We start from the raw sequence: 23,682 nt of genomic DNA on the forward strand, positions 1-23,682 counted from the left end.
GGTTCGCGGCACAGCGTAGAACATGCGTTCGAGCCGCGCCACTCGGGGGTGTCATGACAGAGCCCCTCCGGCGCGAAGCCGGAAGGGCTCTGACGGGAGAACGCTAGCTCACTCCTCGGACTTGCCCGACTTCAGGCCCGACGAGATCAGGTCCATCACCGACGAGTCGGCCAGCGTGGTGACGTCGCCGACCTGGCGGTTCTCCGCGACGTCGCGCAGCAGCCGGCGCATGATCTTGCCCGAGCGCGTCTTCGGCAGCTCCGGCACGACCATGATCTGCCGCGGCTTCGCGATCGGCCCGATCTCCTTCGCGACATGGTTGCGCAGTGCCTGGATGGCCTCCTCGCCCCCGTCGACGGCGTTGCCGCGGAGGATGACGAACGCGACGATGCCCTGGCCGGTCGTCGGGTCGGTCGCGCCGACGACCGCGGCCTCGGCCACCGTCGGGTGCGACACCAGTGCCGACTCGACCTCGGTGGTCGAGATGCGGTGGCCGGACACGTTCATCACGTCGTCGACGCGGCCCAGCAGCCAGACGTCACCGTCATTGTCGTACTTCGCGCCGTCGCCGGCGAAGTAGAAGCCCTGGTCCTTGAAGCGCGACCAGTACGTGTCGCGGAAGCGCTCCTCGTCGCCCCAGACGCCCCGCAGCATCGACGGCCACGGCTTGTCGAGCACCAGGTACCCGCCACCGCCGGGCCCGACCTCGGTGCCGGTGTCGTCGACGACCTTCGCGGAGATGCCCGGCAGCGCCTTCTGCGCCGAGCCCGGCTTGGTCGAGGTGACACCCGGCAGCGGCGAGATCATGATCGCGCCGGTCTCGGTCTGCCACCACGTGTCGACGATCGGGGTCTTGCCCGCGCCGATGTTCTCGCGGTACCAGATCCACGCCTCGGGGTTGATCGGCTCGCCGACCGAGCCCAGCACCCGCAGCGACGACAGGTCGTACTTCTCCGGGATTTCCGCGCCCCACTTCATGAACGTGCGGATCAGCGTCGGTGCGGTGTAGTAGAGGGAGACCTGGTACTTCTGGACGATCTCCCAGTGCCGGCCCTCGTGCGGGGTGTTCGGCGTGCCTTCGTAGACGACCTGCGTGACGCGGTTGGCGAGCGGGCCGTAGACGATGTAGCTGTGGCCGGTGATCCAGCCGATGTCCGCGGTGCACCAGTAGACGTCTTCGCCGGCCTTGTGGTCGAAGACGTTGTGGTGCGTGTACGCCGTCTGCGTCAGGTAGCCGCCGGAGGTGTGCAGGATGCCCTTCGGCTTCCCGGTCGTGCCCGACGTGTAGAGGATGAACAGCGGGTGCTCGCTGTCGAAGGCTTCGGGAGTGTGCTCTTCGGACTGTCCGTCGACGAGTTCGTGCCACCAGAGGTCGCGGCCGTCGGTCCACGGGACGTCGCCCTCGAGCTTGTCGCCCGTGCGCTTGACGACGATGACCTTCTCGACGGTTTCGGCGCCTTCGAGCGCTTCGTCGACGTTGGCCTTCATCGGCGCGGCCTTGCCGCGGCGGAACTGGCCGTCGGAGGTGATGACGACCTTCGCGGCGGCATCGTCGACGCGGGCCCGCAGCGCCGTCGGCGAGAAGCCGCCGAAGACGACGTTGTGCAGCGCGCCGATCCGCGCGCACGCCAGCATCGCGAAGATGGCCTCGGGGACCATCTGCAGCTGGATCGCGACGACGTCGCCGGCGGTGACGCCGAGGGACGCGAGTGCGTTGGCGGCCTTGGAAACCTCGGTCTTCAGCTCGGCGTAGGTGATGTCCCGCGTGTCACCCGGTTCGCCGACCCAGTGGATCGCGACCTGGTCGCCGTGCCCGGACTCGACGTGGCGGTCGACGCAGTTGTACGCGACGTTCAGCTTGCCGCCGACGAACCACTTCGCGAACGGCGCATTGGTCCAGTCCAGTACCGTGGTCCACTTCGTGTCCCACGTCAGCCGCTCCGCCTGCTTCGCCCAGAACGCTTCGCGATCGGCATCCGCCTCGGCGTAGAGATCGGCCTTCGCGTTGGCCTGGCCAGCGAATTCGTCGCTGGGCGGGAACGTACGGCTCTCGGTGAGCAGGTTGTCCAGGGCTGGGGACTGCTCGGTCATGGTTGCAAGGCCTCCTGTAGTGCGCCGATCACCGGCTAGCGGCACGCTAGCGACGTTAGTCCGCCTTGTAAAAGGTTGCACCCACGTTGCCCGGTCGTTTCACCGAGCCAGGCGAGTCGCGGTGACTAAGCGTTCGTTCAGCCGTGCCTTCGCGGCCGGCCACTCCGGCGCCAGCATCGAATAGAGGACGGTGTCGCGGGACGAGCCGTCCGGCCGGATCCGGTGCGCGCGCAGCACGCCTTCGCGAAGCGCGCCAAGTCGCTCGATGGCGCGTTGCGAACGCAGGTTGCGGAGGTCCGTCTCCCACGCGACCCGTTGCGCGCCAAGGGTTTCGAACGCGTGCGTGAGCAGGACGAGCTTCGCCTCGGTGTTCAGCCCGGTGCGTTGCCAGTCCGCGCCGATCCACGTGTGCCCGATCGAGAGGATCCGGTGCGCCTCGACGACCTGGTAGTACGACGTCGTCCCGGCGACGCGGCCGGACGTGACGTCGATCTGCGCGAACGCCCGGCGCGCGGGGTCGGCGAGCGCCTCCTCGACCATCCGCTCCGCAGCCGGAAGATCCCCCGGCTGCCGGATGCTCAGCCACGCCCAGATGCCCGGGTCGGCGCCGGCTTCGAGGAGGCCCTTGGCGTGGCCGGGCGTCAACGGCTCCAGGCGGACGTGCTCGCCGGACAGGGTCGGTCGGGTGCTCCAGTCGCTCACGTGATCACCGTAAGCACGGTAATGGCTTCCTGTGATAGCCAATTTCCGAGCATTTCCAGAGGCCACTTCGGCGTTGCCTATGCTCGGCGGACCACGACGAAGGGCGAGATCGATGGCCGAAGAGCGGGAAGAGCTGAGCTGGGAGCTGTTCGGCACGGCGAGCCGTGAACTGGCTCACACCATCGCCGACGACGGCTTCGCGCCGGACCTCGTCCTGTCCATCGCCCGCGGCGGCCTGTTCGTCGCCGGCGCGCTCGGCTACGCGCTCGACGTGAAGAACCTGCACGTGATGAACGTCGAGTTCTACACCGGCGTCGACCAGCGCCTCGACCTGCCGGTGATGCTGCCGCCGGTGCCCAACGTCGTCGACCTGACGAGCAAGAAGGTGCTGATCGCCGACGACGTCGCCGACACCGGCGCCACGCTCAAGCTGGTCCGCGACTTCTGCCTCCAGCACGTCGCCGAGGTGCGCTCGGCGGTCGTCTACGAGAAGCCGCACTCGACGGTCAAGTGCGAGTACGTCTGGCGGCACACCGACCGCTGGATCAACTTCCCGTGGTCGGTGCTGCCGCCCGTGGTCTCCCGCGAAGGCCAGGTCCTCGATGCCTGATCCGCTGAAGCCCCTCCTCGACCTCGAAGGCGTCGCGGCGGCCGCGAAGTCCGCGCAGGACGCCGTGTTCGCGGTCCACCGCCTCCCCGCGAACCTTCGCGGCGGCGCGGCGACCGCTGCCGAAGCGTCGGTCCGCGCGGCGCGGGCGTCGGCGGGGATCGAGGGCGCGAACCCGGAACTGCCCGCCGACGGCGCGGTGGCCGACCCGGTCCTGGCGGGCGCGCTGCGCGTCGCGGAGACGTTGGAGACGCTGCTCCCGACGTGGCGCCGCGCGCCCATGCAAGCCTTGGCGCGCATGCACGTTCTCGCCGCGGCGGACCTCGTCGACGACCCGGATGCGTTGGGGCGCCCGCATTCCGGCGGCGGCCGCCTCGAACTGCTCGCCCAGCTCGTGACGGGCGCGACGTCGGTACCGGGCCCCGTCCTGACCGCCGTCGTGCACGGAGAACTGTTGGCGCTCAAGCCGTTCGGCAGCGCGGACGGCATCGTGGCCCGCGCCGCGGCCCGGCTGACGATGGTCGCGACGGGCCTGGACCCGAAAGCCTTGAGCATTCCCGAAGTCGCGTTCTTCCGCCGCGTTCCGCGTTATCTCGAAGCGGCGGAAGGATTCGCGAGCGGGACGCCGGAAGGCGTACGCGCGTGGCTGCTCTTCAACTGCGAAGCATTCGAAGCGGGGGCGCGCGAAGCGAAGAGCATTTCGGATGCGGCTTCTTAAGCGGACAGCTTCGCCGACCATTTCTCTTCGATCCGCCCGAACCGCCACACCGCCAGCGCGATCACCCAGGTGAGCACGAACAGCCCGACGATCCCGAAGCCGACGTAGTCCAGGTTCACCGAAGCGATCGCGGCCAGCGGACCCGACGTGATGGCCAGCTTGTCGGCGAGGATCGACACCAGCTCGATCGTGCCGATGACGAACGCGACGGCTACCGACAGCGCCGTCACCGTGAGGTTGTAGAAGATCTTGCGCACCGGCCGCGCGAACGCCCAGCCGTACGCGAAGTTCATGAAGCAGCCGTCCACGGTGTCGAACAGGCTCATCCCGGCGGCGAACAGGATCGGCAGCACGAGGATCGCGTACCAGGGCAGGGCGAACGTCGCGGCGCCCGCGGCGAGCACGAGCAGGCCGATCTCCGTCGCGGTGTCGAAGCCCAGCCCGAACAGCAACCCGACCGGGTAGATGTGCCACGGCTTGCGCACGGCCTTCGTCGCCCCGCGCAGCACGCGGTTCAGCAGACCACGGTTGTCCAGTTGGTGCTCCAGCGCGGCCTCGTCGAACTCGCCGTGGCGCATCCGCCGGAACACTCGCAGGATGCCGATCAGCACCCCGAGGTTCAGGATCGCGATCACGTACAGGAACACGCCGGACACCGACGTCCCGATCAGGCCGGTGGCGTTGTGCAGCGCCGACGAGCCGTCCTCGACCTGCCCGGCCAGCGCGCGGACGCCCAGGGAAAGCAGCAGGCACAGCGCGAAGACGATCGTCGAGTGCCCGAGTGAGAACCAGAAGCCGACCGACAGCGGGCGCTGGCCGTCGGCCATCAGCTTGCGGGTCGTGTTGTCGATCGCCGCGATGTGGTCGGCGTCGAACGCGTGCCGCATGCCGAGCGTGAACGCCGTGACGCCCAGCCCGATCCCGAACACGCCGGAGGTGCCCAGCGCGTAGTGGTGAGGTGCGACGAAGGCCGCCAGCACGACCCAGCCCACGACGTTGAGGAGCAGGACGAACCCGGCCATCCCGCCGATCGACACCCACTCGCGGCGCGACAGCGCGCGCCGCGAGTCCTCCGTGTCCGCCATCGCCCACCCGCCTTCCCTCATCTGAGAGGTTAGACAGGTGAACAGATGAACGGCAATGAAGTTCTAGCTGGCGCGCACTCGCACCAGGTCCAACGCCTTGCGCACGTGCCCGCCCGACGCGTGCAGTGCCTTCGCCGCGCTCTTGACGTCCTCCCCGGACAGCAAGTGCACCAGCGCCACCTTGAGGTCGCCCCCGGCCTCGGTGAGCGCGTCCGAGCAGTCCGCCATCGTCATGCCGGTGGCTTCCTGCAGGATCCGGATGGTCCGGCCGCGCAGCTTCGCGTTCGTCGCCCGCATGCTGACCATCAGGTTGGAGTAGGTCCGGCCCAGCTTGATCATCGTCGCCGTGGAGAACGACGTCAGGATCATCTTCTGCGCCGTGCCCGCCTTCATCCGGGTCGAGCCGGCGATCGCCTCCGGGCCGGTGTCGACGGCGATGAGCACGTCGACGCCCGCCGGCTTGGCGGCCTTCGGGTTGCCCGACACCAGGCCGGTGCGGGCGCCCTGGCGCGACGCGGCCAGCAGCGCGCCCAAGACGTACGGCGTCCGGCCCGACGCCGTCAGCCCCAGCACGAAGTCGCCCGGCTGGACCATGGCGGCCAGCTCGGCCGCGCCGGCCCCGTCGTCGTCCTCCGCGTTTTCGACGGCCTGGCGCAGCGCGCGCTCGCCGCCGGCGTGGTGCGCGATGAACCAGTCCGCCGGCACGTTGAACGTCGGCACCAGCTCCGCCGCGTCCAGCGTGGCGAGGCGCCCGGACGTCCCCGCGCCGACGTAGTGCACCCGGCCGCCGGCCCGCAGGGCGTCCACCGCGTAGTCCACCGCGCGCGCCACCTGGGGCAGCACCGCGGCCACGGCGCCGGCGACCGTGCGGTCCTCGGCGTTGATCGCGCCGAGGATCCCCGCGGTGGACATCAGGTCGATGTCCGTGGTGCGGGGATTGCGGGTTTCGGTCGGCGAATCGACGTGCACCGCCTGCGTGGGGACGGTCATCATGCGCCTCACATTTTCTTCGGTCATTACTTGCCGGTTTCCCGCGGACGGCGACGACCGTCCGGCCTGACCCCCAAGCGGTGCGAGCCGACCGCGTCCCTGGTCGCGTCCAGGGCGTTGACCGACGCGTCCATGTGCCGCTGCGCGACGCCGATGAACAGGCAGTCGATGACGGTGAGCTGGGCGATGCGGCTCGCCGTCGCTCCCGAACGGAACGTGGTTTCCCGTGCTGCCGTGGTCAAAACGTAATCGGCGACCTCGGTGATCGGGGACCGCGGGAAGTTCGTCACGGCGATGGTGATCGCGCCGTGCTCGCGGGCCACCCGCAGCGCCTCGACGGTGTCGGTGGTCGCGCCGGTGTGCGAGACGCCGATCGCGACGTCACCGGGGCTCAGCACCGCGGCCGAGGTGAGCATGATGTGCGTGTCCGACCACGAGAAGCACACGCGGCCGATGCGGTGCAGCTTCTGCTGCAGGTCCGCGGCGACGAACGCGCTGGCGCCCACGCCGTAGACGTCCGCGCGGCCGGCGTTCGCGACGACCTCGATCACGCGCTCCAGCGTGGCGACGTCGAGCTGGTCGGCCGTCTCCTCGACGGCGCGCGCGTCGGCGAAGCTGACCTTGCCGATGACGGCCGCCAGGTCGTCCTCCGGGCCGATCTCGCCACCGAGGTTGCGCGTGGTGCGCGCCTCGGTGCGGGCGGTGTCCGCGGCCAGCGCGATGCGCAGCTGCGGGTACCCCCCGACGCCGACGGCCTTGCAGAAGCGCGTCACCGTCGTCTCGCTCGTGTTCGCGGCCAAGGCGACTTCGGTGATGCTGCGTCTCGCGACGTGCGCGGGATCCTCCAGCACCACCTTCGCCACGCGCTGCTCGGCGCGGGCCAGTCCGGGGAGCAGGGACCGGATCCGCACCAGCGGGCTGGAGTCCGCGTCCCGCACGGCCGTCTGGACCGCTACGGTCTCGGACGGTGCCGAGCCGACTACGGATTCGGTATCACTCATCGTCGGAAAGTTACTAACCGTCGGCATCTGCGACAAGGCTACCCACACCCTTCGGTCGGATCGCAACCCGTCCGTGTCTGCGGATCTGGATTTGCGATTAATCACTGACCAGAAAGTCGCCAACCAGGTCGGTCTTGTTAACGAGGTCAAGCTAACGACTTGGCAACTTAGTGTCGCAGCGCAAACGGCAAGAGGACGGTTAATTCGGCCGAAAGTTCGACAGTCGGCGACAGCGGTGTCACCTTGAGCTCAACTGCCAACCCTCAGCGACGAAAACGGCCGGGTTCCGTTCACCGTCGAGGAGTGATCGGCCGCTCTCGGTGACTTTCACACCGTCGACCGAAACACCGCGCCCGGTGTAGTTCGGATCGGTGCTGTAACGCCACCGGAGGCTCACCGACGCGCCATGGGGCAGCGGACCGCTCGCCTTCCACCAGGCACGGTGCCCGTGCCCGGAGAGCGACGTCACATCTCCGGAGGGTGCGCCCGGCCCCGATACCGATAGCGCGACCGGTTGCCAGTTCACCCCGTCGGTGGACGCCTGCAGCTGTAGTGGATCAGTGCTTCCCTCGGTGTCCACGAAGGCGTAGAAGGACACCCGCGCTTGATCACTTTGCGTAGTAAATGGTCGAGTACTCAGCGTGGCCACGCTGGCATTACCCAGCGTGCTCGTCCACGCGTCCTTCCCCACCTCGGGCTGGACGGCCATGGCCCTGGCCAGCGACGTCGCCCACACCTGGCGCGCGGTGTTGATCGAGCCCCAGCTGCGGCTCGGGTGCACGCGGTTGGTCAGCAGGATCGCGAAGGAGCGCGACTCCGGGTCGATGACCAGCGTCGTCCCGGTGAAGCCGGTGTGCCCGGCGGTGACCGGGGAGGCCAGCGCGCCCATGTACCAGGGCTGGTCGAGTTCGAAGCCCAGGCCGTGCGAGTCGTCGGGGAACTGCTGGTTGTAGTTCGTCAGCATCTGCCGCACGGTCTCCTGGCGCAGGATCCGGTGCCCGCGGTAGGTGCCGCCGTTGAGGATCGTCTGGGCGAGGGTGGCCATGTCGTTCGCGGTGCTGAACACCCCGGCGTGCCCGGCGACGCCGCCGAGCGACCACGCGTTCTCGTCGTGCACGCTGCCGCGCACCATCCCGCGTGGCGGGTTGGCCTCGAACTCCGTCGCGGCGATCCGGTTCAGCTTCGACGCGGGCGGGTTGTACCCGGTGTCGGCCATGCCCAGTGGCGCGGTGATCCGGTCGTGGACCACCTTGTCCAGGGTCTGCCCGGTCAGCTTCTCGACGATGAAGCCGAGGGTGAGCAGGTTGATGTCGGAGTAGAGGTACGTCGTGCCCGGCTTGTTCTTCAGCGGGCTGTCGAGCACCGCCTGCCGGCGCGACGGGATGTCCGGGTAGCCGGCCCACAGCGACGGGATCGGGTCGGCGTCGAACCCGGAGACGTGCGTGAGCAGCATCTTGATCGTGATGGCGGCCTTGTCGCCGGTGGCGAACTCCGGGAAGAAGCGGCTCACCGGCGTGTCGATGGTCAGCTGACCGCGTTCGACGAGCTGCAGCACGGCGATCGAGGTGAACAGCTTCGAGATCGACGCCATGTCGAAGATGGTGTCGTTCTTCATGGGGACCTGCTGGTCAGCCGGCAGTTCGGTGCCCGCGGCATCGGCGTACCTGAGCGCGCCACCGACGGCGTACCGGTCGACGACCACGCCGTCGTGGGCCAGGAGGCCGACCGCGCCGGAGAAGTGCGGGTGCCCGGTGGCGTCCGGCGTCGTCCAGCTCGCGAGGAAGTCCTCGGCGGCCTTGATCGGCGCCGGGTCGAGGTTCACCTCTCGGGGACTTCCGGTGCGCAGCGTCGTCCACGGCGGGGCGAAGCCCTGCTGCGGCCGGTCGAAGCGGCCCGCGTCGTCGTGGTGTCCGGTGATGGCGCTGGCTCCCGAGGTAAGCGTGGTCAGCGCGACCAGCACTCCGGTGGCCGCGGCGATGACCTTCCTAGCACGCACGAGTTCCCCCTCAGCGGTAGAGCAGGTGGCGACGACGTTTCCGGTCGAACTCGGCCAGCTCGGCCCGCCAGGCCCCGGTGACCTCGTCGACGCCCGCGCCGGCGTCGACCATCGTCCGGAGCCGGTCCGACCCGGAGAGCTTGTCGATGTAGTTGTCGGGCCGCCAGGCGAAGACGTCCGGGTGCAGTGCCTTCGCCGTCACGAGCATGGCGACCGCGGTCCGGATCGCGTCGAAGGCCCGCGGGTCGTCGACGCTCACCTGCACGCCCCCGCAGGTCTGGTTGACGAACTTGCTGAACGTCGGCACGAAGTAGATCTCGCGGAACCTCGCCCCGGGCAGCCGCAGCTCTTCGAGCTTCTCGCGCCAGCGCCAGTCGAGCCCGGGCGCGCCGATGATCTCGAACGGCCGGGTCGTCCCGCGGCCCTCGGAGAACACGGTGCCTTCGAACATGCCGGTGCCCGGGTAGACGAGCGCCGTGTCCGGCGTCGGCATGTTCGGGCTCGGCAGCACCCAGTTCAGCCCGGTCTGCGCGAAGAGCGTGTCGCGCTGCCAGCCGCGTACCTGGATGATTTCCAGCTTTTCGAGCCGGACGCCTTCGCCGGGCAGGAACTCTTCGGCGAAGAAGTGCGCCAGCTCGCCGACGGTCATGCCGTGCTGCTGGACGATCGGCTTCTTCCCGATCCCCGAGGCGAACTTCGGGTCGAGCAGCGGGCCGGCCGCCCGGCCGCCGATCGGGTTCGGCCGGTCGAGGACGACGAAGGCGGCCTTGACCTGCGCCGCGGCCACCATCGCCGTGTAGAGCGACCAGATGTAGGTGTAGAAGCGCGCGCCGACGTCGGCGATGTCGAAGACGACAGTGTCGACGCCCGCTTTGGTAAAGAGCGAAGCGAGCTTCGTCGCGTCGACGCCGTACGCGTCATACACGGGCACGCCGGTGCGCGGGTCCGTGTAGTCGCCTTCGGAGCCGCCGGCCTGCGCGCTGCCGCGGAAGCCGTGCTCGGGCCCGAAGGCCGCGACCGGCTTGACACCGGCCGCGACCATCGAGTCGACGATGTGGTCGCCGTTCAGCAGGACCCCGGTCGGGTTCGACAGGACGCCGAGCTTGCGGCCCTTCAAGGGCCCCCAACCTTGCGCGGCCAGCTGCTCGGCGCCGGTGAGAACCCGCCCCGGGCGGTTTTCCGGCTCGGCCCCGGCGACGGCGGAGCCGCCCGCCAACGCCGGGACCGCGAGCGCACCCGCGCCGAGGAAGTGGCGCCGGTTCAGGTTCACCAGGTCAGCCCGTGGCCGAAGGGGTACTTCACGGTGTTCACGTCGGCGCCCGCCGGGATGTCGACCGGCAGCTTCCCGACCGGCTTCGTCTCGCCGAGGATCACCTTGGCCAGCGCCTCCAGCGTCGGCCCGATGTAGCCGTACGTCGCCAGCCAGGTCTTCACCGTGGATGCGTAACCGGCGTCGTACGGGATCTGCGCGGCGACCGCGACGACCGGCTTGCCGGTGGCCTGCAGCGCGTCGAGGAGCTTCGTCTGCCGCGGGTAGGCGCCGATGTTGTTGGTCAGCACGACGACGAGGTCGACGTTCTTGGCGTTCGCGACCGCCTGGGCGATCTGGGCGTCCGTCGGGGCTTGGCCGGTCTGGTACGCCGTCGCGGCCGTGCCGTGCGCGGTCAGCTTCTGCGCGAGCGTCGCCGTCGTCGAGACACCCCAGCCGGTCACGAGAGTGCTCGCGGGCTTCTGCTTGAGCGGCAGGACGCCGGCGTCGTTGGCGATCGCCGTGATGCCGCGGTCGGCGATGTCCTGCGCCGTCTTGAGGTTCGCCGGCGTGCCGACGGTCCTCATCACCCGGTTCGGATCGTTGAACGGCGAGAAGAGGATGCCGCGTTCGAACTTCAGCTTCAGCACGCGAAGCACGCTCTGGTCGATCCGCTGCATCGGGATGTCGCCGGACTTCACCGCGTTGAGCACCGCGTTGATGGCGACGTCGAGGTGCACCGGCATGAGCAGCTGGTCGACGCCGGCCTTGAGCGCGAGGACCGGGATCTCGGCGTCGCTGTGCATCTCGCGCACGCCCTGCATTTCGAGGGAGTCGGTGATGACGACGCCGTTGTAACCCAGCTCGCCCCGCAGCTTGCCGGTGACGATCGGCTTCGACAGCGTCGCCGGCTCCAGCGACGGGTCGAGGCTGGGGAACTGGATGTGCGCGGTCATGATCGAGTCGATGCCGGCCTTGATGGCGGCCTTGAACGGCGGCACGTCGATGTCACGCCACTGCTGCTCGGTCCGGTCGATCCGGGGCAGGCCGGTGTGGCTGTCGGTGGCCGCGTCGCCGTGGCCGGGGAAGTGCTTGGCGGTCGCCGCGACGGTCTTCGTCGGCAGGTCGGAGTCCTGGTAGCCCTTGACCTCGGCGGTGACGAACTGGCTCGCCAGGCCGGGCTGCCCGGCGAAGGAGCGCACGCCGATGACCGGGTTGGCGGGGTTCGAGTTGACGTCGGAGTCGGGCGCGAAGTCCTGGTTGATGCCGACGGCACGCAGTTCGTGGCCGAGGATCGTGGCGGCCTTCGTCGCCCTCGCCGGGTCCCGGCCGGCGGAGATGGCCATCGAGTTCGGGAACTCCGTGGCGGGCGCGCCCATCCGGGTGACGGTGCCACCCTCCTGGTCGGCGCCGATCTGCAGCGGGATGTGCGCCCCGCTGCCGATGGCGGCCTGCTGGAGGCCGTTGGACAGCTTCGCGACCTGGACGGGGTCGTCGAAGTTGTCGCGCGTGTCGTTGTTGAAGTAGATGACGCCGCCCAGGTGGTACTTCTGGATCACCTGAGCAGGGGTGTCGACGCCGAAGTCGGTCTGGTTCTTCGGGTTCACCTCGTCGGCCGACTTGCCGTTCACCCAGGTCACGAACAGCTGGCCGACCTTCTGCTCGAGCGTCAGCCCACGCAGTGCCTGCGTCGCCGCGGCCTCCGCCTGTGCGCTCGCGGTCACCCGCGGTGCGCTCGCCGCGGTCGCGACACCCACACCGGTGAGGGCGAGCACCCCCGCGACGGGCAGGGCGAGCGCATGGAACCTCCGATTTCGGGTCGTCACGACCAGCCTCCCAGAAAGTTGCGGCGCCCGGCGGACGTCAGAAGTCCACTCGGAGGCGCCGGTATCGGGAAGCTACTCACCGAATCCGTCGATGTCCATCGACCGACGGCACCAACGGAGGAGTTCGTACCCGGATCGGTAAGAAACTCGCCGTTCGCACCGTGCAGGGGGGTCCGAACGGGTGGCGGGGCACTCCAGGCACAAAACGAGGCGGCGCCCGTGGCCTAGGGCCGACGGGCGCCGCCTGCAGAGCGCGAACTTCTCGGGCGACCAAGCGTGCAACTCTGGTCGTACCTACATGGACTCGGCGTGTGGCGTCCCACTACGCAGTCCCTAGACGACGAGCCTCCCGCGGCGCGCTGCGCGTGGGTACCCGGAGTCCGCGCACGGAGGTTTGCCGGGGTGGAACAGGCTTCTCTTCTACCTGCTCCCTGGCCGACCGAACGTCCGCACCTACTTTCTACGCCGTGAGCCCGGTCACTTCAAGTGCGCGGACGGGTGCACCGGTACAGAGGCTGGATCGGGTGACATCGGCACCCTCCGCGACGGACAATTCGGGGCTGGGCCAAGCAAAGCGGAGGCCGTACGGCCGTGTGGGTGGATCGCCGCCGGCTATCGGGACCGACGGCGACGGTTGAGGCCGTACCAGGTCGCTCCGGCCGCCATCGCGCCGACGCCGAGCGCCACCATCCCCGCCGATCGGGTCGGGATCCGGCTGCGGAGAGACATGGGCCGCTCGAAGGCCAGGATCGGCCAGCCGCGGTCGAGCGCCTCGCGCCGCAGCAGCCTGTCCGGGTTGACCGCGTGCGGGTGCCCGACGACTTCGAGCAGCGGGATGTCGGTGCTCGAATCGGTGTAGGCGAAGCACTCGGCGAGGTCGTAGCCGTGGGTCGCGGCGAGCTGCTTCGCGGCGACGGCCTTGTTGGCGCCGTAGCAGTAGAAGTCGACTTCGCCGGAGTAACGGCCGTTGACGATCTGCATCCGCGTGGCGACGCTGCGGGTCGCGCCGAGCATTTCCGCCACCGGCGCGACGACCTCCTCGCCGGTCGCCGACAGCACGATGACGTCGTGCCCGTCCTCGCGGTGGCGCGCGATCAGCTCGGCCGCCTCCGCGTAGACGAGCGGATCGACGACGTCGTGCAACGTTTCGCGGACGATCGCCGAGACCTGCGCGACGTCCCAGCCGGCGCACAGCGCGGAAACCTCGGCCCGCAGCCGCTCGGTCTTGTTCTCATCGGCTCCGGCGAGCGAGAACACCAGCTGCGCGTAGGCACTGCGCAACGCCGCGCGACGGTTGATCAATCCTTCTTTGAGCAACGGTTTGCTGAACGCCAGCGCGCTCGACGAAGCGATGATCGTCTTGTCCAGGTCGAAGAACGCGGCCACCGCGTGCTCCGGGCCCGGGTTCCGGATGCGCGACGGCGCGCTGCTCGGTTCGGCCACGTGCCCAGGATAGGAGCTTGATCGCGGCGCGTCCCGTTGATCCGCCACCCGCGCGCCGTGGCGGGGGAAAATCCATGACAGGAAGGCACTTCCGGCGCGCTGTGCCGTTACCGAACTGTATGCCTCGCCCGCCGCGCGCACCGGCCACCGGCGGAGTTACAGTGAGGGAGCCCGGTGTCCAACCGGGCCGGTTCAGTCCGACCCCCCGGGGCTGAACCCACGGCGGCCCCCGTCCCTCCCCCCTGGCGGGGGCCGCCCTCTTAACCTTCCTCTTGCATTTCGGTTCACGACGTCGGCGCGCGTCTTCTTGCCTTCGTCTTACCTTTCTCGATTCCGTTTTCGCGAGTCGGATCCGGCTTTCTTCGATACGGTCGAATCATCGAATGCGGATATTCCCGCCGTTTCCCGCCGCGCGTGCGTCGCGGGCGGGCGCGATCTTGTCACAACCCACCGACAAAACCGGCCCGCGAGCCCTCTGCCGGACGGCAGTTGTCCACAACACCCCGGTTGTCCACAGCCGCCCACTCGCCCCATTGCGCCCCCGAGCCGCCCACCGCGACGGTGGAACCCGGGCCACCCACGGCCCGCACCGATGACGGGGGAGGAACGCATGACGGGGGAACGACCGCTCGTGGTCGCCGCGGACGAAACCGTGCTCGACGAGATCCTGCGCGTGGCCGCGGTGGCGGGCTGCGAGCTCGACCGGGCACCGGATCTGACGGCGGCCCGCGGGCACTGGGCCCGGGCCCCGCTGGTGGTCCTCGACGAAGAAGCCGCGCGGCAGCCGCAAGTCCTGCCCCGCCGCGGCGGGATCCTCCTGGTCTGCAAGGGCAGTCCGGGTCCACGGACGTGGGAGCACGCGTTCCGCGTCGGCGTCGAGCGCGTGATCTCGTTGCCCGACGAGGAGACCGAGCTCGCGGGCGCGTTCGCCGACGTCGTCGAAGTCCCGGCGGAGGAGGCCGGCCTGGTCCTCGGCGTGGTCGGCGGCCGGGGCGGCGCGGGTGCGTCCGTCTTCGCCTCGACGTTGGCGCTGGCAGCCGACCGCGAGCCGGGCGGCGCCCTCCTGGTGGACTGCGACCCGCTCGGCGGCGGCCTGGACCTGTTGCTGGGCCTGGAAAAGACGTCCGGCCCCCGCTGGTCGGAGGTGCGGCTCAGCGGCCGCGTCTCGGTACCGGCACTGGCGGCAGCCCTCCCGCAACGAAGACATCGCGGCGGCAGCCTGCCGGTACTGGCGTGCGGTCGCGAGGGCGAGGGCCCCGCGGTCGAGTCCCTGTCGGCGGTCCTCACGGCCGGCCGTCGCGCCGGCCGCACGGTGGTCTGCGACCTCCCCCGCACCCTGAGTGGCGCGGCGGCGGAAGCGGCCGCGGTGGCCGACCTGGTGGTGCTGGTGGTCCCGGTGGAGTTCCGCGCCTGCATGGCGGCGAAGCAGGTGCTCCGAGGCCTGTCGGAACTGACGGCCCGCCTGGGCGTGGTCGCATGTGGACGATCCCGCGCCGGCGTCACACCGGTCCAGACGGCCGGCCTCCTCGGGCCGCCACTGCTGGCATCGATGGCTCCGGAGCGAGGCCTGCCATCGGCCATCGAGCGCGGCGAGTTCCCGGCCAAGCCGTCGGGCCCGCTGGCCCAGGCGGCAGCGGACGTCCTGTCGGTAGCCCGCCGCGAAGCCCGGGCAGCGGCCCGATGATCGCCCGCCTCCGCCCGCCGGGAGCGCCGATCAGAGTGGCCAACCTGCTCCTGCCGACAATCCTGACCCTCGCCGCCCGCGGCCCAGTGAGCGCGGCGAACTTCCTGACATTGCTACCGGGCACCCGCGTGACAGCCGGCCGTGCCTCCGACGACACCCAGCCCAAGGCGGTGAACCGATGACCACCGACTTCGTCGACCGCGTCCGCAACCGCCTCGCCGGCGACCGCCGCCAAGCCGATCCGGTCGCCGTCGCGACGGCGGTCCGTGCCGAAGCGGGTGGCGCGCTCGGCCACGTCGCGGTCCTCGACGCGGCACGCCAAGCCCGCGACGAGTTCATCGGCGCCGGCCCGCTGGCCCAGCTCCTCGAGGACCCGGCGACGACCGACGTGCTCGTCACCGGCCCGCACGAGGTCTGGACGGACGGTCCGGGCGGCCTCACCCGCACCGGCGTCCGCTTCACCGACGAGGAGGCCGTCCGCCGCCTGGCCCAGCGCCTCGCGCTCGCCGCCGGCCGACGGCTCGACGACGCCCAGCCCTATGTGGACGGCTGGCTGCCCGGCACCGGCCCCCACGGCCGCATCCGCGTGCACGCCGTCCTCCCACCGGTCGCGGCCGGCGGCACGTGCCTGTCATTGCGCGTCCTCCGCCCGGCCACGCACGACCTCACCGCGCTGCAGGAACTCGGCGCGTTCGACGCGAACGGCGCGAAGCTGCTGCGGACGGTCGTTTCGCGGCGGATGGCATTCCTCGTCACCGGAGGAACCGGCGCGGGCAAGACGACGCTCCTGGCCGCCCTCCTCGGCGCGGTCGATCCGGCCGAGCGGATCATCTGTGTCGAGGACGCCGGCGAACTACAACCGGCGCACCCACAGTTCGTCAGCCTCGTCGGCCGCCCGGCCAATGTGGAGGGTGCGGGCGCGGTAGGCCTGCCGGAGCTCGTCCGCCAGGCGCTGCGGATGCGTCCCGACCGGCTGGTGGTCGGCGAAGTCCGCGGTGCCGAGGTCGGCGCCCTGCTCACCGCCTTGAACACCGGCCATGACGGCGGCGCGTGCACAGTCCACGCCAACTCGCCGGCCGAGGTACCGGCCCGCATCGAAGCACTGGCGGCCCTCGGCGGCCTGGGTCGCGAAGCGGTGCACAGCCAGCTCGTCGCGGCGATCCGCGTGGTCCTCCACATGCGACGCGAGCCCGGCGGCCGACGACGTCTCGCAGAAGTCGGCGTGCTCCGCGCGGACCACGGCCGCGCGCGAGTCGTGCCGGTGTGGCGCGCCGGCCGCTGGACGGTCGACCGCCACCTGTTCGTCACGGCGGGAGCGATCGCGTGCTGACCCTGCTGCTGGTGCGCATCTCGTTGCTGGTGACCGTCTTCCCGCGCCGGCGAAGGAGGCCGCGATGATCACGCCGTGGTTCCCGCTCTGCGTCGGCGCGGCACTGGCGTGCTGGCCCGCGGCACCGACCCGCCTCGAGGCCGCGGTCGCGCAACCGACGACAGTGCACCTTCCCGACGTGTGGGCTGTGCTCCGATGGCTGCTCCCGGCTGGCCTCGCCTGCGTGCTGGCGGGACCCGGCGGCGCGATCGCCGCCGGCGTGCTGACGCTGGCGTGGCACCAGGAGCGCCAAGCCCATCGCCGAGCGACGACGGACCTGGAAGCGGCAGCCCACACGGCGACGGCCCTGCGCACCATGGTGTCCGAGCTCCGCTCCGGCGCCCACCCGGTGACGGCGGCCGAAGCGGCGGCGGAGGTCGTCCCGGCGGTGTCGAGCGACCTCCGGGCCCTGGCGACATCAGCCCGCCTCGACGGCGAGCTTCAGGCATCGGCCCTTCCGGAACTCGCGGCGGCCTGGACGTTGGGCAAGCGCTACGGCCTGCCCATGGCGGACGTCCTGAACGCGACCCGCCGCGACGCGGAAGCGAGCTTGACCTTCGCCCGCCGAGCGCGCGCGAAGCTGGCAGGCCCTCGGGCGAGCGCAGCGGTACTGACCGGTCTCCCGGCTTTGTGCATCGTGCTCGGCCAGGCGATGGGCGCGTCCCCGCTGCCAGTCCTGACCGAGAGCACGCCAGGTCAACTGCTCCTGGTGGTAGGCAGCATCCTGCTCTGGGCGGGAACGGCCTGGTGCCGAGCCCTGACCGGCAAGGTCCGCATCCGGTGACCGCAACGACCCGCCCGCGTCGGCCCTTCCTCAGCCGAGGACGGATCCGATGACCCCGACGGCACTCTTTCTCTGCGCTGCGGCGCTCCTCATCTGGCCGAGCAACTCGGCGGCAGCACGACGCTTCACCTGGCTGACCGGCACCGGAAACCCGGAGCCGCGCAGATGGCCGAGCGCGGTCCCACCCCTCGCAACGGCCTTGGGCGGCGTCTCGACGGCAGTTCTGGTCGGCGGCCTACCCGGCGCGGTCGCGGGCACCCTGGTCACCGCGACCGGATGGTGGGCGATCCGCCGCACCCGACGGCCGCGAGCACCGGGAATCGGCATAGCGGCCAAGCTGCGCCTCGCCGGCACGCTCGATCTCCTCGCGGCCTGCCTCCGCGCGGGACTACCGGTCCCGTCAGCCCTCGACGCGGTGGCCGACACCGCGCCGGCCGAGGCAGGCACGGCGCTGCGCTCGACCGCCGGCCTGCTCGCCCTCGGCTCCGGCCCGGAAGAGGCCTGGGCGCCGGTGCAGGCGGTCCCCGGCCTCGGCGAGCTGGCGGCCGCGGCCATCCGGACGTCCCGCTCGGGCGCGGCCTTCGCCACGTCGGCAGCCGACCTGGCCGGACGGTTCCGCGACGAGCTGGCCACCGAAGCGGAGGAACGCGCGGAACGAGCCGGAGTCGCTCTCGCACTGCCGGTCGGCCTGTGCTTCCTGCCCGCCTTCTTCTGCCTGGGCGTGCTGCCGGTCGTCCTCGGCCTGGCCGCACGTCTCGGCCCGCTCTTCTGACCAGTACCGAAGGGAATCCCATGCGCACGTTCAACCACCGGCCCGGCTCCGACGACGGGTCCACGACAGTCGAGTACGCGATCGTCACGGTCGCCGTCGCGGCTTTCGCGGCTGTCCTCTACACGTTGCTCACCGGCGACTCGGTGGTCTCCTGGCTCACGAGCTTGGTCATGAAGGCCCTGACGGTGCCGTCGTGAGATCCCGCGACGAAGGTGCGGTGACGGTAGAAGCGGCCTTCGGACTGGCCGGTCTGACCGTGGTGACCGTCCTCTTGATCGCGGGCTTGACGGTGCTGACAAGCCAGCTGCGCTGCACAGACGCAGCCCGCGAAGCAGCGCGGCTCCTGGCCAGAGGCCAACCCGAGGAGGCAGCGGCGGCGGTCCGCGAGATAGCCCCACCAGGCGCGAACCTCGACATCCAGCAGGCAGGAGACGCCATAACGGTCAAGGTGAGAGCCCACCCGGCAGGAGGCCTGCTCCCGGCGATCGACCTGAACGCAACGGCGTACGCGATGGCCGAGCCGGGAACGGGGGCGTCCGGTGCAGGTTGACCTCCGATCGCGGGCGCGTCGCGGACAGCGCCAGGGCGCCCACCGGAACGCCCGGGTTGCGGCTCGAACCTGGTGCCGGTCCGACACCCCGGTTGCCGGACCCAAGACCCGACAAGGCGTCCGCCGACCTGACAGTGGAGTGGCCACCATCTGGACAGCGATGGCGGTCGCCGCGCTGACCGGGGTGGCGGTGCTCGGCTTCTGGCTGGGCGCCGCGGTCCTCGCCCGCCACCGAGCCGAGACGGCCGCCGACCTGGGCGCACTCGCCGCGGCCTCACACGCGGTGGAGGGCCCAGCCCGAGCGTGCGAGCGCGCGAGATGGATCGCCGACCGGATGGCGGTCAGCCTCCTGACCTGCCGTTGGCAGCGCCTGGACGCCTTCATCGAGGTCCAGGCGCCAGGCTTGGGTTTCGCCGGACTGCCCGGCCCATCAGCCAGGGCTCGTGCCGGACCGACCGGTCAGCCGCCCTGAGTGCGCGGGGCAGCGCGCCCGGCGCGAAGACCGCCGACCACCAGGCAGCCAGTCCGGCGGCTCGCTCGCCGTGGTGACCACGCAGACCGCGGTGACCACCCAGAGGGCCGCGATCACCCACGCAGCGGTGACTCCCAGGACACCGCGATCGCCGGCACCGCCGTGACCACGCGTGCCGCCGCGGCAGCCCACGCGACCGTGACTACCCAGGCCGCGCCGACCACCCGCGGCCGTGACCGCGTACACCACCGCGACCGCCCACGCCAGCGTGACCGCTCGTCGCGACTCGTCCCGTCACCTCACCTCCGACAGCCCACCCGCCGCCACCGATGACCGGTGTGAGCCCCTCTCCGACCGTTCACCGGGACGCCCGCTCGCCGGACGCCGACCGGTCGGTATGCCACGGTGACCGGCTGATCCGTCCGGGCGGACGATGAGCGGCTGGTGGTCACGGGCAGCGGTCGGTAGTGCACGGCGAGCGGTCGAAACGGCTGTCCACCTGGGCCGATAGGACGCGCCTCGGCCGCCGTGTGCGTCTCCCGCGGTGGCGTGATCCCTGGGATTCGCACGACGAACGGTCCGCGGGCGGCTGCCGTTCACCGTCGATCCGCGCCGCCGGGTTCGGTCGGGCCGTAGGGATCACTGGGCGTTCATCGCCGCGTAACCACCGGTTGTCGCGTGGGGGTTCCGGGCAATGTGCAACTTGCCGTTAAGTGAGATGTGCGACACCACGACAGGGTCTAGCGGGTCGCGGAGAACCGAACCTAAGGCAGGAAAGACAATGTTGGACGCGAATTGGCCGGACAGCTGGCGGGGCGCCTTCCGCATCGAACTGCGGGCGGAGGCGATCGGTCTCGCCTGGCGTGGCTGGCCGGTGCTCCCGGGCGTCGACCCCGCTCCGCTCGGCGAAGGCGACGACCTCACCTGGCGCCGTCCGGTCCCGGCCAGTGACCACTGGCGCGAGCAGATCGGCACCCACGCCCACGAGGTCGCCACCTGGTTCTCCGACCGGACGCACAGCCTGCTCGTCGCCACCGGCACCGTGCTCGACGCCATCGAGGTCGACGACGAACTCGGCAAGCGCGCCTGCCGCCTGCTGCGCGCCCTCGGCCACCCCGCGCCCATCGTCGCGATGCCGAACGGCCGCTGGCTCTTCCTCACCACCGTCGCCGACCACATCCCGGCCGAGCTGGCTTCCGTCGCCTCGATCCAGTGGCACGGCAAGGACAGCTGGATCCCGCTCCCGCCCTCGCCGTTCCAGCACGGTGTCGTGCACTGGCGCGTGAAGCCCGAGGTGTGCGGCTGGCAGCTCCCCGACGCCGCCGAGGTGCACGACGTTCTCGCCCGCGCGCTCGTCGGCGAGCAGGTCCCGCAGCTGGTTCAGACCACCGCGGCCTGACCCACCCCGAACCACCGCCGCCGGCCGGTCCCAGCCCGGCCGAGGCGGAGCAGGACACAACTCCATGAACCACCAAGTGGCCGTTCTAGGCGCCGTGTAGACGCAACGCCCCGAGCACGGTTTCCAGAACAGCCACCGCACCCGCCTTGTCCAGCGGATCGTTGCCGTTCCCGCACTTCGGCGACTGGACGCAGGACGGGCATCCCGTCGGGCACTCGCAGGAGACGATCGCCTCCCGCGTTGCGGCCAGCCACGGGACAATCGCGGCATAACCGCGTTCGGCAAATCCCGCACCCCCGGGATGGCCGTCATGCACGAACACCGTCGCCTCCCCGGTGTCTTCGTGCCACGCGGTACTCACCCCGCCGATGTCCCACCGGTCGCACGTAGCAAACAGCGGTAGCAGGCCGATCGCCGCGTGCTCGGCGGCATGCAGGGCACCGGGGACCCGTGCCGGAACCAATCCGGCACCCCCCGGTGCCCTGCCACCCTCGTGAGCGGACCCCCGACCGCTCGCCAGGGTCTCCTCCCCGGTCCCCACCGGCCCCGCAGATTCGGTCCCCACCCGATGGCCCCCGGTCCCCGCCTCGCCATCGCCTGAAACCCCCGAGCCGCCCGCCGCGGAACCGGCCAAGACACCAGAACCACCCGAAGTCCCGGAGTCACCCGAACCACCGGCACCCGAAGCCCGCGAACCACGCCGCCCGCTCTCGGTCCCGAGCAACTCGGCCGAAATCGTGTACCAGACCGCCCGCGTGTGCAGGCTCTGCTCCGGCAGGTCGAGGGGTGTCGAATCCAGCACCTCACCCGACGGGCGCCGTCGCAGGTAGCCGACCACCTGGGAGGTCACCGCCACCTCGCCCAGGCACACGCTCACTCCGCCGAACTCCTGCTTCTCCTGCGTGCTCAGCACCGCGATGTCCACGATCTCGCGCGGCGTCGTCGTCCAGTCCGGGTTCTCCGCGTGGACCATCGCCAGGCCCTGGTCGAGGTCCAGTTCGTCGACGACGTACGACGACCCCTGGTGCAGGTACACCGCGCCGGGGTGCACCGCGAAGCAGGCTGATCCCGGGTCGACCGTTCCCAGCATCCGCCCGGAGTCCGACTCGACGACCGCGATCTGCTCGCCGCCCGTTCCGCGGATGCCGACCTCGGCGTGCGGCCTGTCCCGTGACGTCCAATACCAGCCGCTCGACCTGCGCCGGAGCAGCTTCTGCTCCGCCAGTTCCGTCAGCACTTCCTGCGCCGCCGCGCCGCCGAACATCTCCAGTTCGGGGACGGTCAGCGGCAGCTCGGCCACCGCGCACGCGAGTTGCGGCGCCAGCACGTACGGGTTCGCCGGGTCGAGCACCGCCGTCTCGACCGGGCGGTCGAGCAGCGCCGCCGGGTGGTGCACCAGGTACGTGTCCAGCGGGTCGTCCCGCGCGACGAACACCACCAGCGCCGAATCACCCGAACGACCCGCCCGGCCGGCCTGCTGCCAGAACGACGCGAGCGTGCCCGGATAGCCGGCCAGCACCACGGCGTCCAGCCCCGCGATGTCGACGCCGAGCTCCAAGGCGTTGGTCGTCGCGACGCCCAGCAGCCGACCCGACAGCAACGCCGCCTCCAACGCGCGACGCTCCTCGGGCAAGTAGCCAGACCTATATGCCGCAACGGTTTCCGCAAGCGCCGGGTCCACTTCGGACAGAATGCGACGCGCTCCCAGCGCGGCCAGCTCCGCGCCCCGCCGCGACCGGATGAACGCCAGCGACCGCGCGCCTTCGACGACGAGGTCGGCCAGGATCCGGGACGTCTCCGCGCCCGCCGAACGCCGGACCGGCGCGCCGTTCTCCCCGGTCAGCTCTTCGAGCAATGGCGGCTCCCACAACACGACCGTCCGTGCGCCGCGCGGTGAGGCATCCTCGGTCACCGCCTCACACGGAACCCCGGTGAGCCGCGAAGCAAACGAAGCAGGCGAAGCCGTCGTTGCCGAAGCGAGCACGAACACCGGCGAAGCGCCGTAGTGCTCGGCTACGCGCCGAAGCCGGCGAAGCAACAACGCGACGTGCGAGCCGAAGACACCGCGGTAGCTGTGGCACTCGTCGACCACCACGCAAGAGAGCCGCCGGAAGAACGGCGCCCACCGCCCGTGCTGCGAAAGGATCCCGCGGTGCAGCATGTCCGGGTTGGTGAACACCCAGTTCGCGTGCGCGCGCACCCAGTCGCGCTCCACCATCGGCGTGTCCCCGTCGAACGACGCGGCCCGGACGCCCGGCACGTCCAAAGAGGACACGGACCGCAGCTGGTCCGCCCCCAGCGCCTTGGTCGGTGACAGGTACAGCGCGTTCGCCTTTTCGCCCGCGGCCAGCCGCGACAGCACCGGCAGCTGGTAGGCCAGCGACTTGCCCGACGCCGTGCCCGTCGAGATCACGACGTGCCTGCCCGCGTACGCGTGCGCGGCCGCCTCCGCCTGGTGCGCCCACGGCAGCGAGACGCCGCAGTCACGCAGCGCGGCCACCACCGCCGGATCGGCCCACGACGGCCACGGCACGGACCGCGCGGCGCGTCCCGGCAGGTCCGCGACGTGCGTGACCGGGTCCTCGCGCGGCGGGATGCCGGCGGTCACCCGCCCCAGCAGCCGCCGCCCCCGTGAATCGTCCACGCGCCGAGCTTGGCACAGGGGTACGACAGTTCCGGAGAAGCCCGCCACCCCAACGAAATCCGGGCAAAGGGATCGATCAAGTGAGGAGGCTCACAAGGTAACGGAATGTGCTGTCCCCGGGACGGCTTGAAGACGCTGGTTGCGATACCAATACACTCCCGCAATCCACACCCTCTGTGGTGAGCGTCATGCGAGATGTGCATCGCCGCACGGCTAGCGTGTCGCTCGGTACAGGGTCCATGCCAGCGTCGGCCGTGTCGAACCCCCGGCCTGCCGTCGACGCTGGCGCACGGCGACGTC

At 70.7% G+C, this 23,682-nt stretch carries 21 protein-coding genes; 11 read left to right on the top strand and 10 right to left on the bottom strand.

All coding sequences use genetic code 11. The features are described 5' to 3' along the window. Positions 1-108: 108 nt before the first annotated feature. Both acs and OG738_RS14180 read right to left on the bottom strand, forming a co-directional pair. Entirely contained in the window at positions 109-2,091 is a 1,983-nt protein-coding gene (gene acs, locus OG738_RS14175) for an acetate--CoA ligase (protein ID WP_329054266.1), read from the bottom strand. A gap of 99 nt (positions 2,092-2,190) precedes the next feature. Next, positions 2,191-2,793 carry a GNAT family N-acetyltransferase gene (locus OG738_RS14180; RefSeq protein WP_329054268.1) on the bottom strand — a complete coding sequence of 201 codons (603 nt, stop codon included), beginning with the start codon at positions 2,791-2,793 and terminating at the stop codon, positions 2,191-2,193. 112 nt (positions 2,794-2,905) lie between these two features. Between OG738_RS14180 and OG738_RS14185 the strand changes: the two genes are divergently transcribed. Next, positions 2,906-3,403, top strand: a complete 498-nt coding sequence (locus OG738_RS14185; RefSeq protein WP_329054270.1) for a phosphoribosyltransferase — start codon at positions 2,906-2,908, stop codon at positions 3,401-3,403. Continuing rightward, positions 3,396-4,118, top strand: coding sequence for an oxidoreductase (locus OG738_RS14190; RefSeq protein WP_329054271.1), 723 nt, complete (start codon positions 3,396-3,398; stop codon positions 4,116-4,118). Before OG738_RS14185 ends, OG738_RS14190 begins: the two co-directional genes overlap by 8 nt. Here OG738_RS14190 and OG738_RS14195 read toward each other — a convergent pair. The 7 genes from OG738_RS14195 to OG738_RS14225 all read right to left on the bottom strand — a co-directional run bounded on the left by OG738_RS14195 (position 4,115) and on the right by OG738_RS14225 (position 13,708). Further along, on the bottom strand, positions 4,115-5,203 hold the full coding sequence (locus tag OG738_RS14195; protein ID WP_329054273.1) for a HoxN/HupN/NixA family nickel/cobalt transporter: 1,089 nt from the start codon (positions 5,201-5,203) through the stop codon (positions 4,115-4,117). The two genes, OG738_RS14190 and OG738_RS14195, sit on opposite strands and share 4 nt — an antisense overlap. A 63-nt stretch (positions 5,204-5,266) precedes the next feature. Further along, on the bottom strand, positions 5,267-6,196 hold the full coding sequence (locus tag OG738_RS14200; protein WP_329054275.1) for an N-acetylmuramic acid 6-phosphate etherase: 930 nt from the start codon (positions 6,194-6,196) through the stop codon (positions 5,267-5,269). Between the two features lie 23 nt (positions 6,197-6,219). Further along, positions 6,220-7,194 carry a MurR/RpiR family transcriptional regulator gene (locus tag OG738_RS14205; RefSeq protein WP_329054277.1) on the bottom strand — a complete coding sequence of 325 codons (975 nt, stop codon included), beginning with the start codon at positions 7,192-7,194 and terminating at the stop codon, positions 6,220-6,222. A 238-nt stretch (positions 7,195-7,432) separates the two neighbouring features. Then, positions 7,433-9,154, bottom strand: a complete 1,722-nt coding sequence (locus tag OG738_RS14210) for a serine hydrolase domain-containing protein (protein ID WP_329056699.1) — start codon at positions 9,152-9,154, stop codon at positions 7,433-7,435. A gap of 46 nt (positions 9,155-9,200) precedes the next feature. After that, positions 9,201-10,460, bottom strand: coding sequence for an exo-beta-N-acetylmuramidase NamZ family protein (locus tag OG738_RS14215; RefSeq protein ID WP_329054279.1), 1,260 nt, complete (start codon positions 10,458-10,460; stop codon positions 9,201-9,203). Beyond that, positions 10,457-12,214, bottom strand: a complete 1,758-nt coding sequence (locus OG738_RS14220) for a glycoside hydrolase family 3 protein (protein WP_329056701.1) — start codon at positions 12,212-12,214, stop codon at positions 10,457-10,459. Before OG738_RS14220 ends, OG738_RS14215 begins: the two co-directional genes overlap by 4 nt. Positions 12,215-12,877: 663 nt before the next feature. Continuing rightward, positions 12,878-13,708 (bottom strand): HAD family hydrolase, encoded by an 831-nt coding sequence (locus OG738_RS14225; protein ID WP_329054281.1) that lies wholly within the window; start codon positions 13,706-13,708, stop codon positions 12,878-12,880. Positions 13,709-14,318: 610 nt separating this feature from the next. Here OG738_RS14225 and ssd point away from each other — a divergent pair. From ssd to OG738_RS14270, 9 genes are all read left to right on the top strand, one after another. Further along, the gene (ssd, locus tag OG738_RS14230) at positions 14,319-15,392 is read left to right on the top strand and encodes a septum site-determining protein Ssd (RefSeq protein ID WP_329054283.1); all 1,074 of its coding nucleotides are present in this window, start codon (positions 14,319-14,321) and stop codon (positions 15,390-15,392) included. Positions 15,393-15,427: 35 nt separating this feature from the next. Continuing rightward, complete coding sequence (locus OG738_RS14235) at positions 15,428-15,574, top strand: hypothetical protein (RefSeq protein ID WP_329054285.1); 147 nt, start codon at positions 15,428-15,430, stop codon at positions 15,572-15,574. Next, on the top strand, positions 15,571-16,722 hold the full coding sequence (locus tag OG738_RS14240; RefSeq protein ID WP_329054287.1) for a TadA family conjugal transfer-associated ATPase: 1,152 nt from the start codon (positions 15,571-15,573) through the stop codon (positions 16,720-16,722). The genes OG738_RS14235 and OG738_RS14240 overlap by 4 nt, the downstream gene beginning before the upstream one ends. A gap of 64 nt (positions 16,723-16,786) precedes the next feature. Next, positions 16,787-17,545: a type II secretion system F family protein gene (locus OG738_RS14245; RefSeq protein ID WP_329054288.1), complete on the top strand. Its 759-nt coding sequence runs from the start codon at positions 16,787-16,789 to the stop codon at positions 17,543-17,545. A 49-nt stretch (positions 17,546-17,594) separates the two neighbouring features. Then, a complete protein-coding gene (locus tag OG738_RS14250) occupies positions 17,595-18,317 on the top strand; it encodes a type II secretion system F family protein (protein WP_329054289.1) in 723 nt (240 codons plus the stop codon). A 20-nt stretch (positions 18,318-18,337) separates the two neighbouring features. Continuing rightward, positions 18,338-18,514 carry a DUF4244 domain-containing protein gene (locus OG738_RS14255; protein ID WP_329054290.1) on the top strand — a complete coding sequence of 59 codons (177 nt, stop codon included), beginning with the start codon at positions 18,338-18,340 and terminating at the stop codon, positions 18,512-18,514. Between the two features lie 20 nt (positions 18,515-18,534). Continuing rightward, the gene (locus tag OG738_RS14260; protein WP_329054291.1) at positions 18,535-18,867 is read left to right on the top strand and encodes a TadE family type IV pilus minor pilin; all 333 of its coding nucleotides are present in this window, start codon (positions 18,535-18,537) and stop codon (positions 18,865-18,867) included. 139 nt (positions 18,868-19,006) lie between these two features. Further along, on the top strand, positions 19,007-19,339 hold the full coding sequence (locus OG738_RS14265) for an Rv3654c family TadE-like protein (RefSeq protein WP_329054293.1): 333 nt from the start codon (positions 19,007-19,009) through the stop codon (positions 19,337-19,339). A gap of 781 nt (positions 19,340-20,120) precedes the next feature. Continuing rightward, entirely contained in the window at positions 20,121-20,738 is a 618-nt protein-coding gene (locus OG738_RS14270; protein ID WP_329054295.1) for a bifunctional DNA primase/polymerase, read from the top strand. Between the two features lie 85 nt (positions 20,739-20,823). Here the strand turns inward: OG738_RS14270 and OG738_RS14275 are convergent, their stop codons facing one another. Then, positions 20,824-23,346, bottom strand: a complete 2,523-nt coding sequence (locus OG738_RS14275; RefSeq protein ID WP_329056702.1) for a DEAD/DEAH box helicase — start codon at positions 23,344-23,346, stop codon at positions 20,824-20,826. Positions 23,347-23,682 lie beyond the last annotated feature (336 nt).

This window comes from Amycolatopsis sp. NBC_01488, assembly GCF_036227105.1.
In the GTDB taxonomy this organism is placed as follows: domain Bacteria; phylum Actinomycetota; class Actinomycetes; order Mycobacteriales; family Pseudonocardiaceae; genus Amycolatopsis.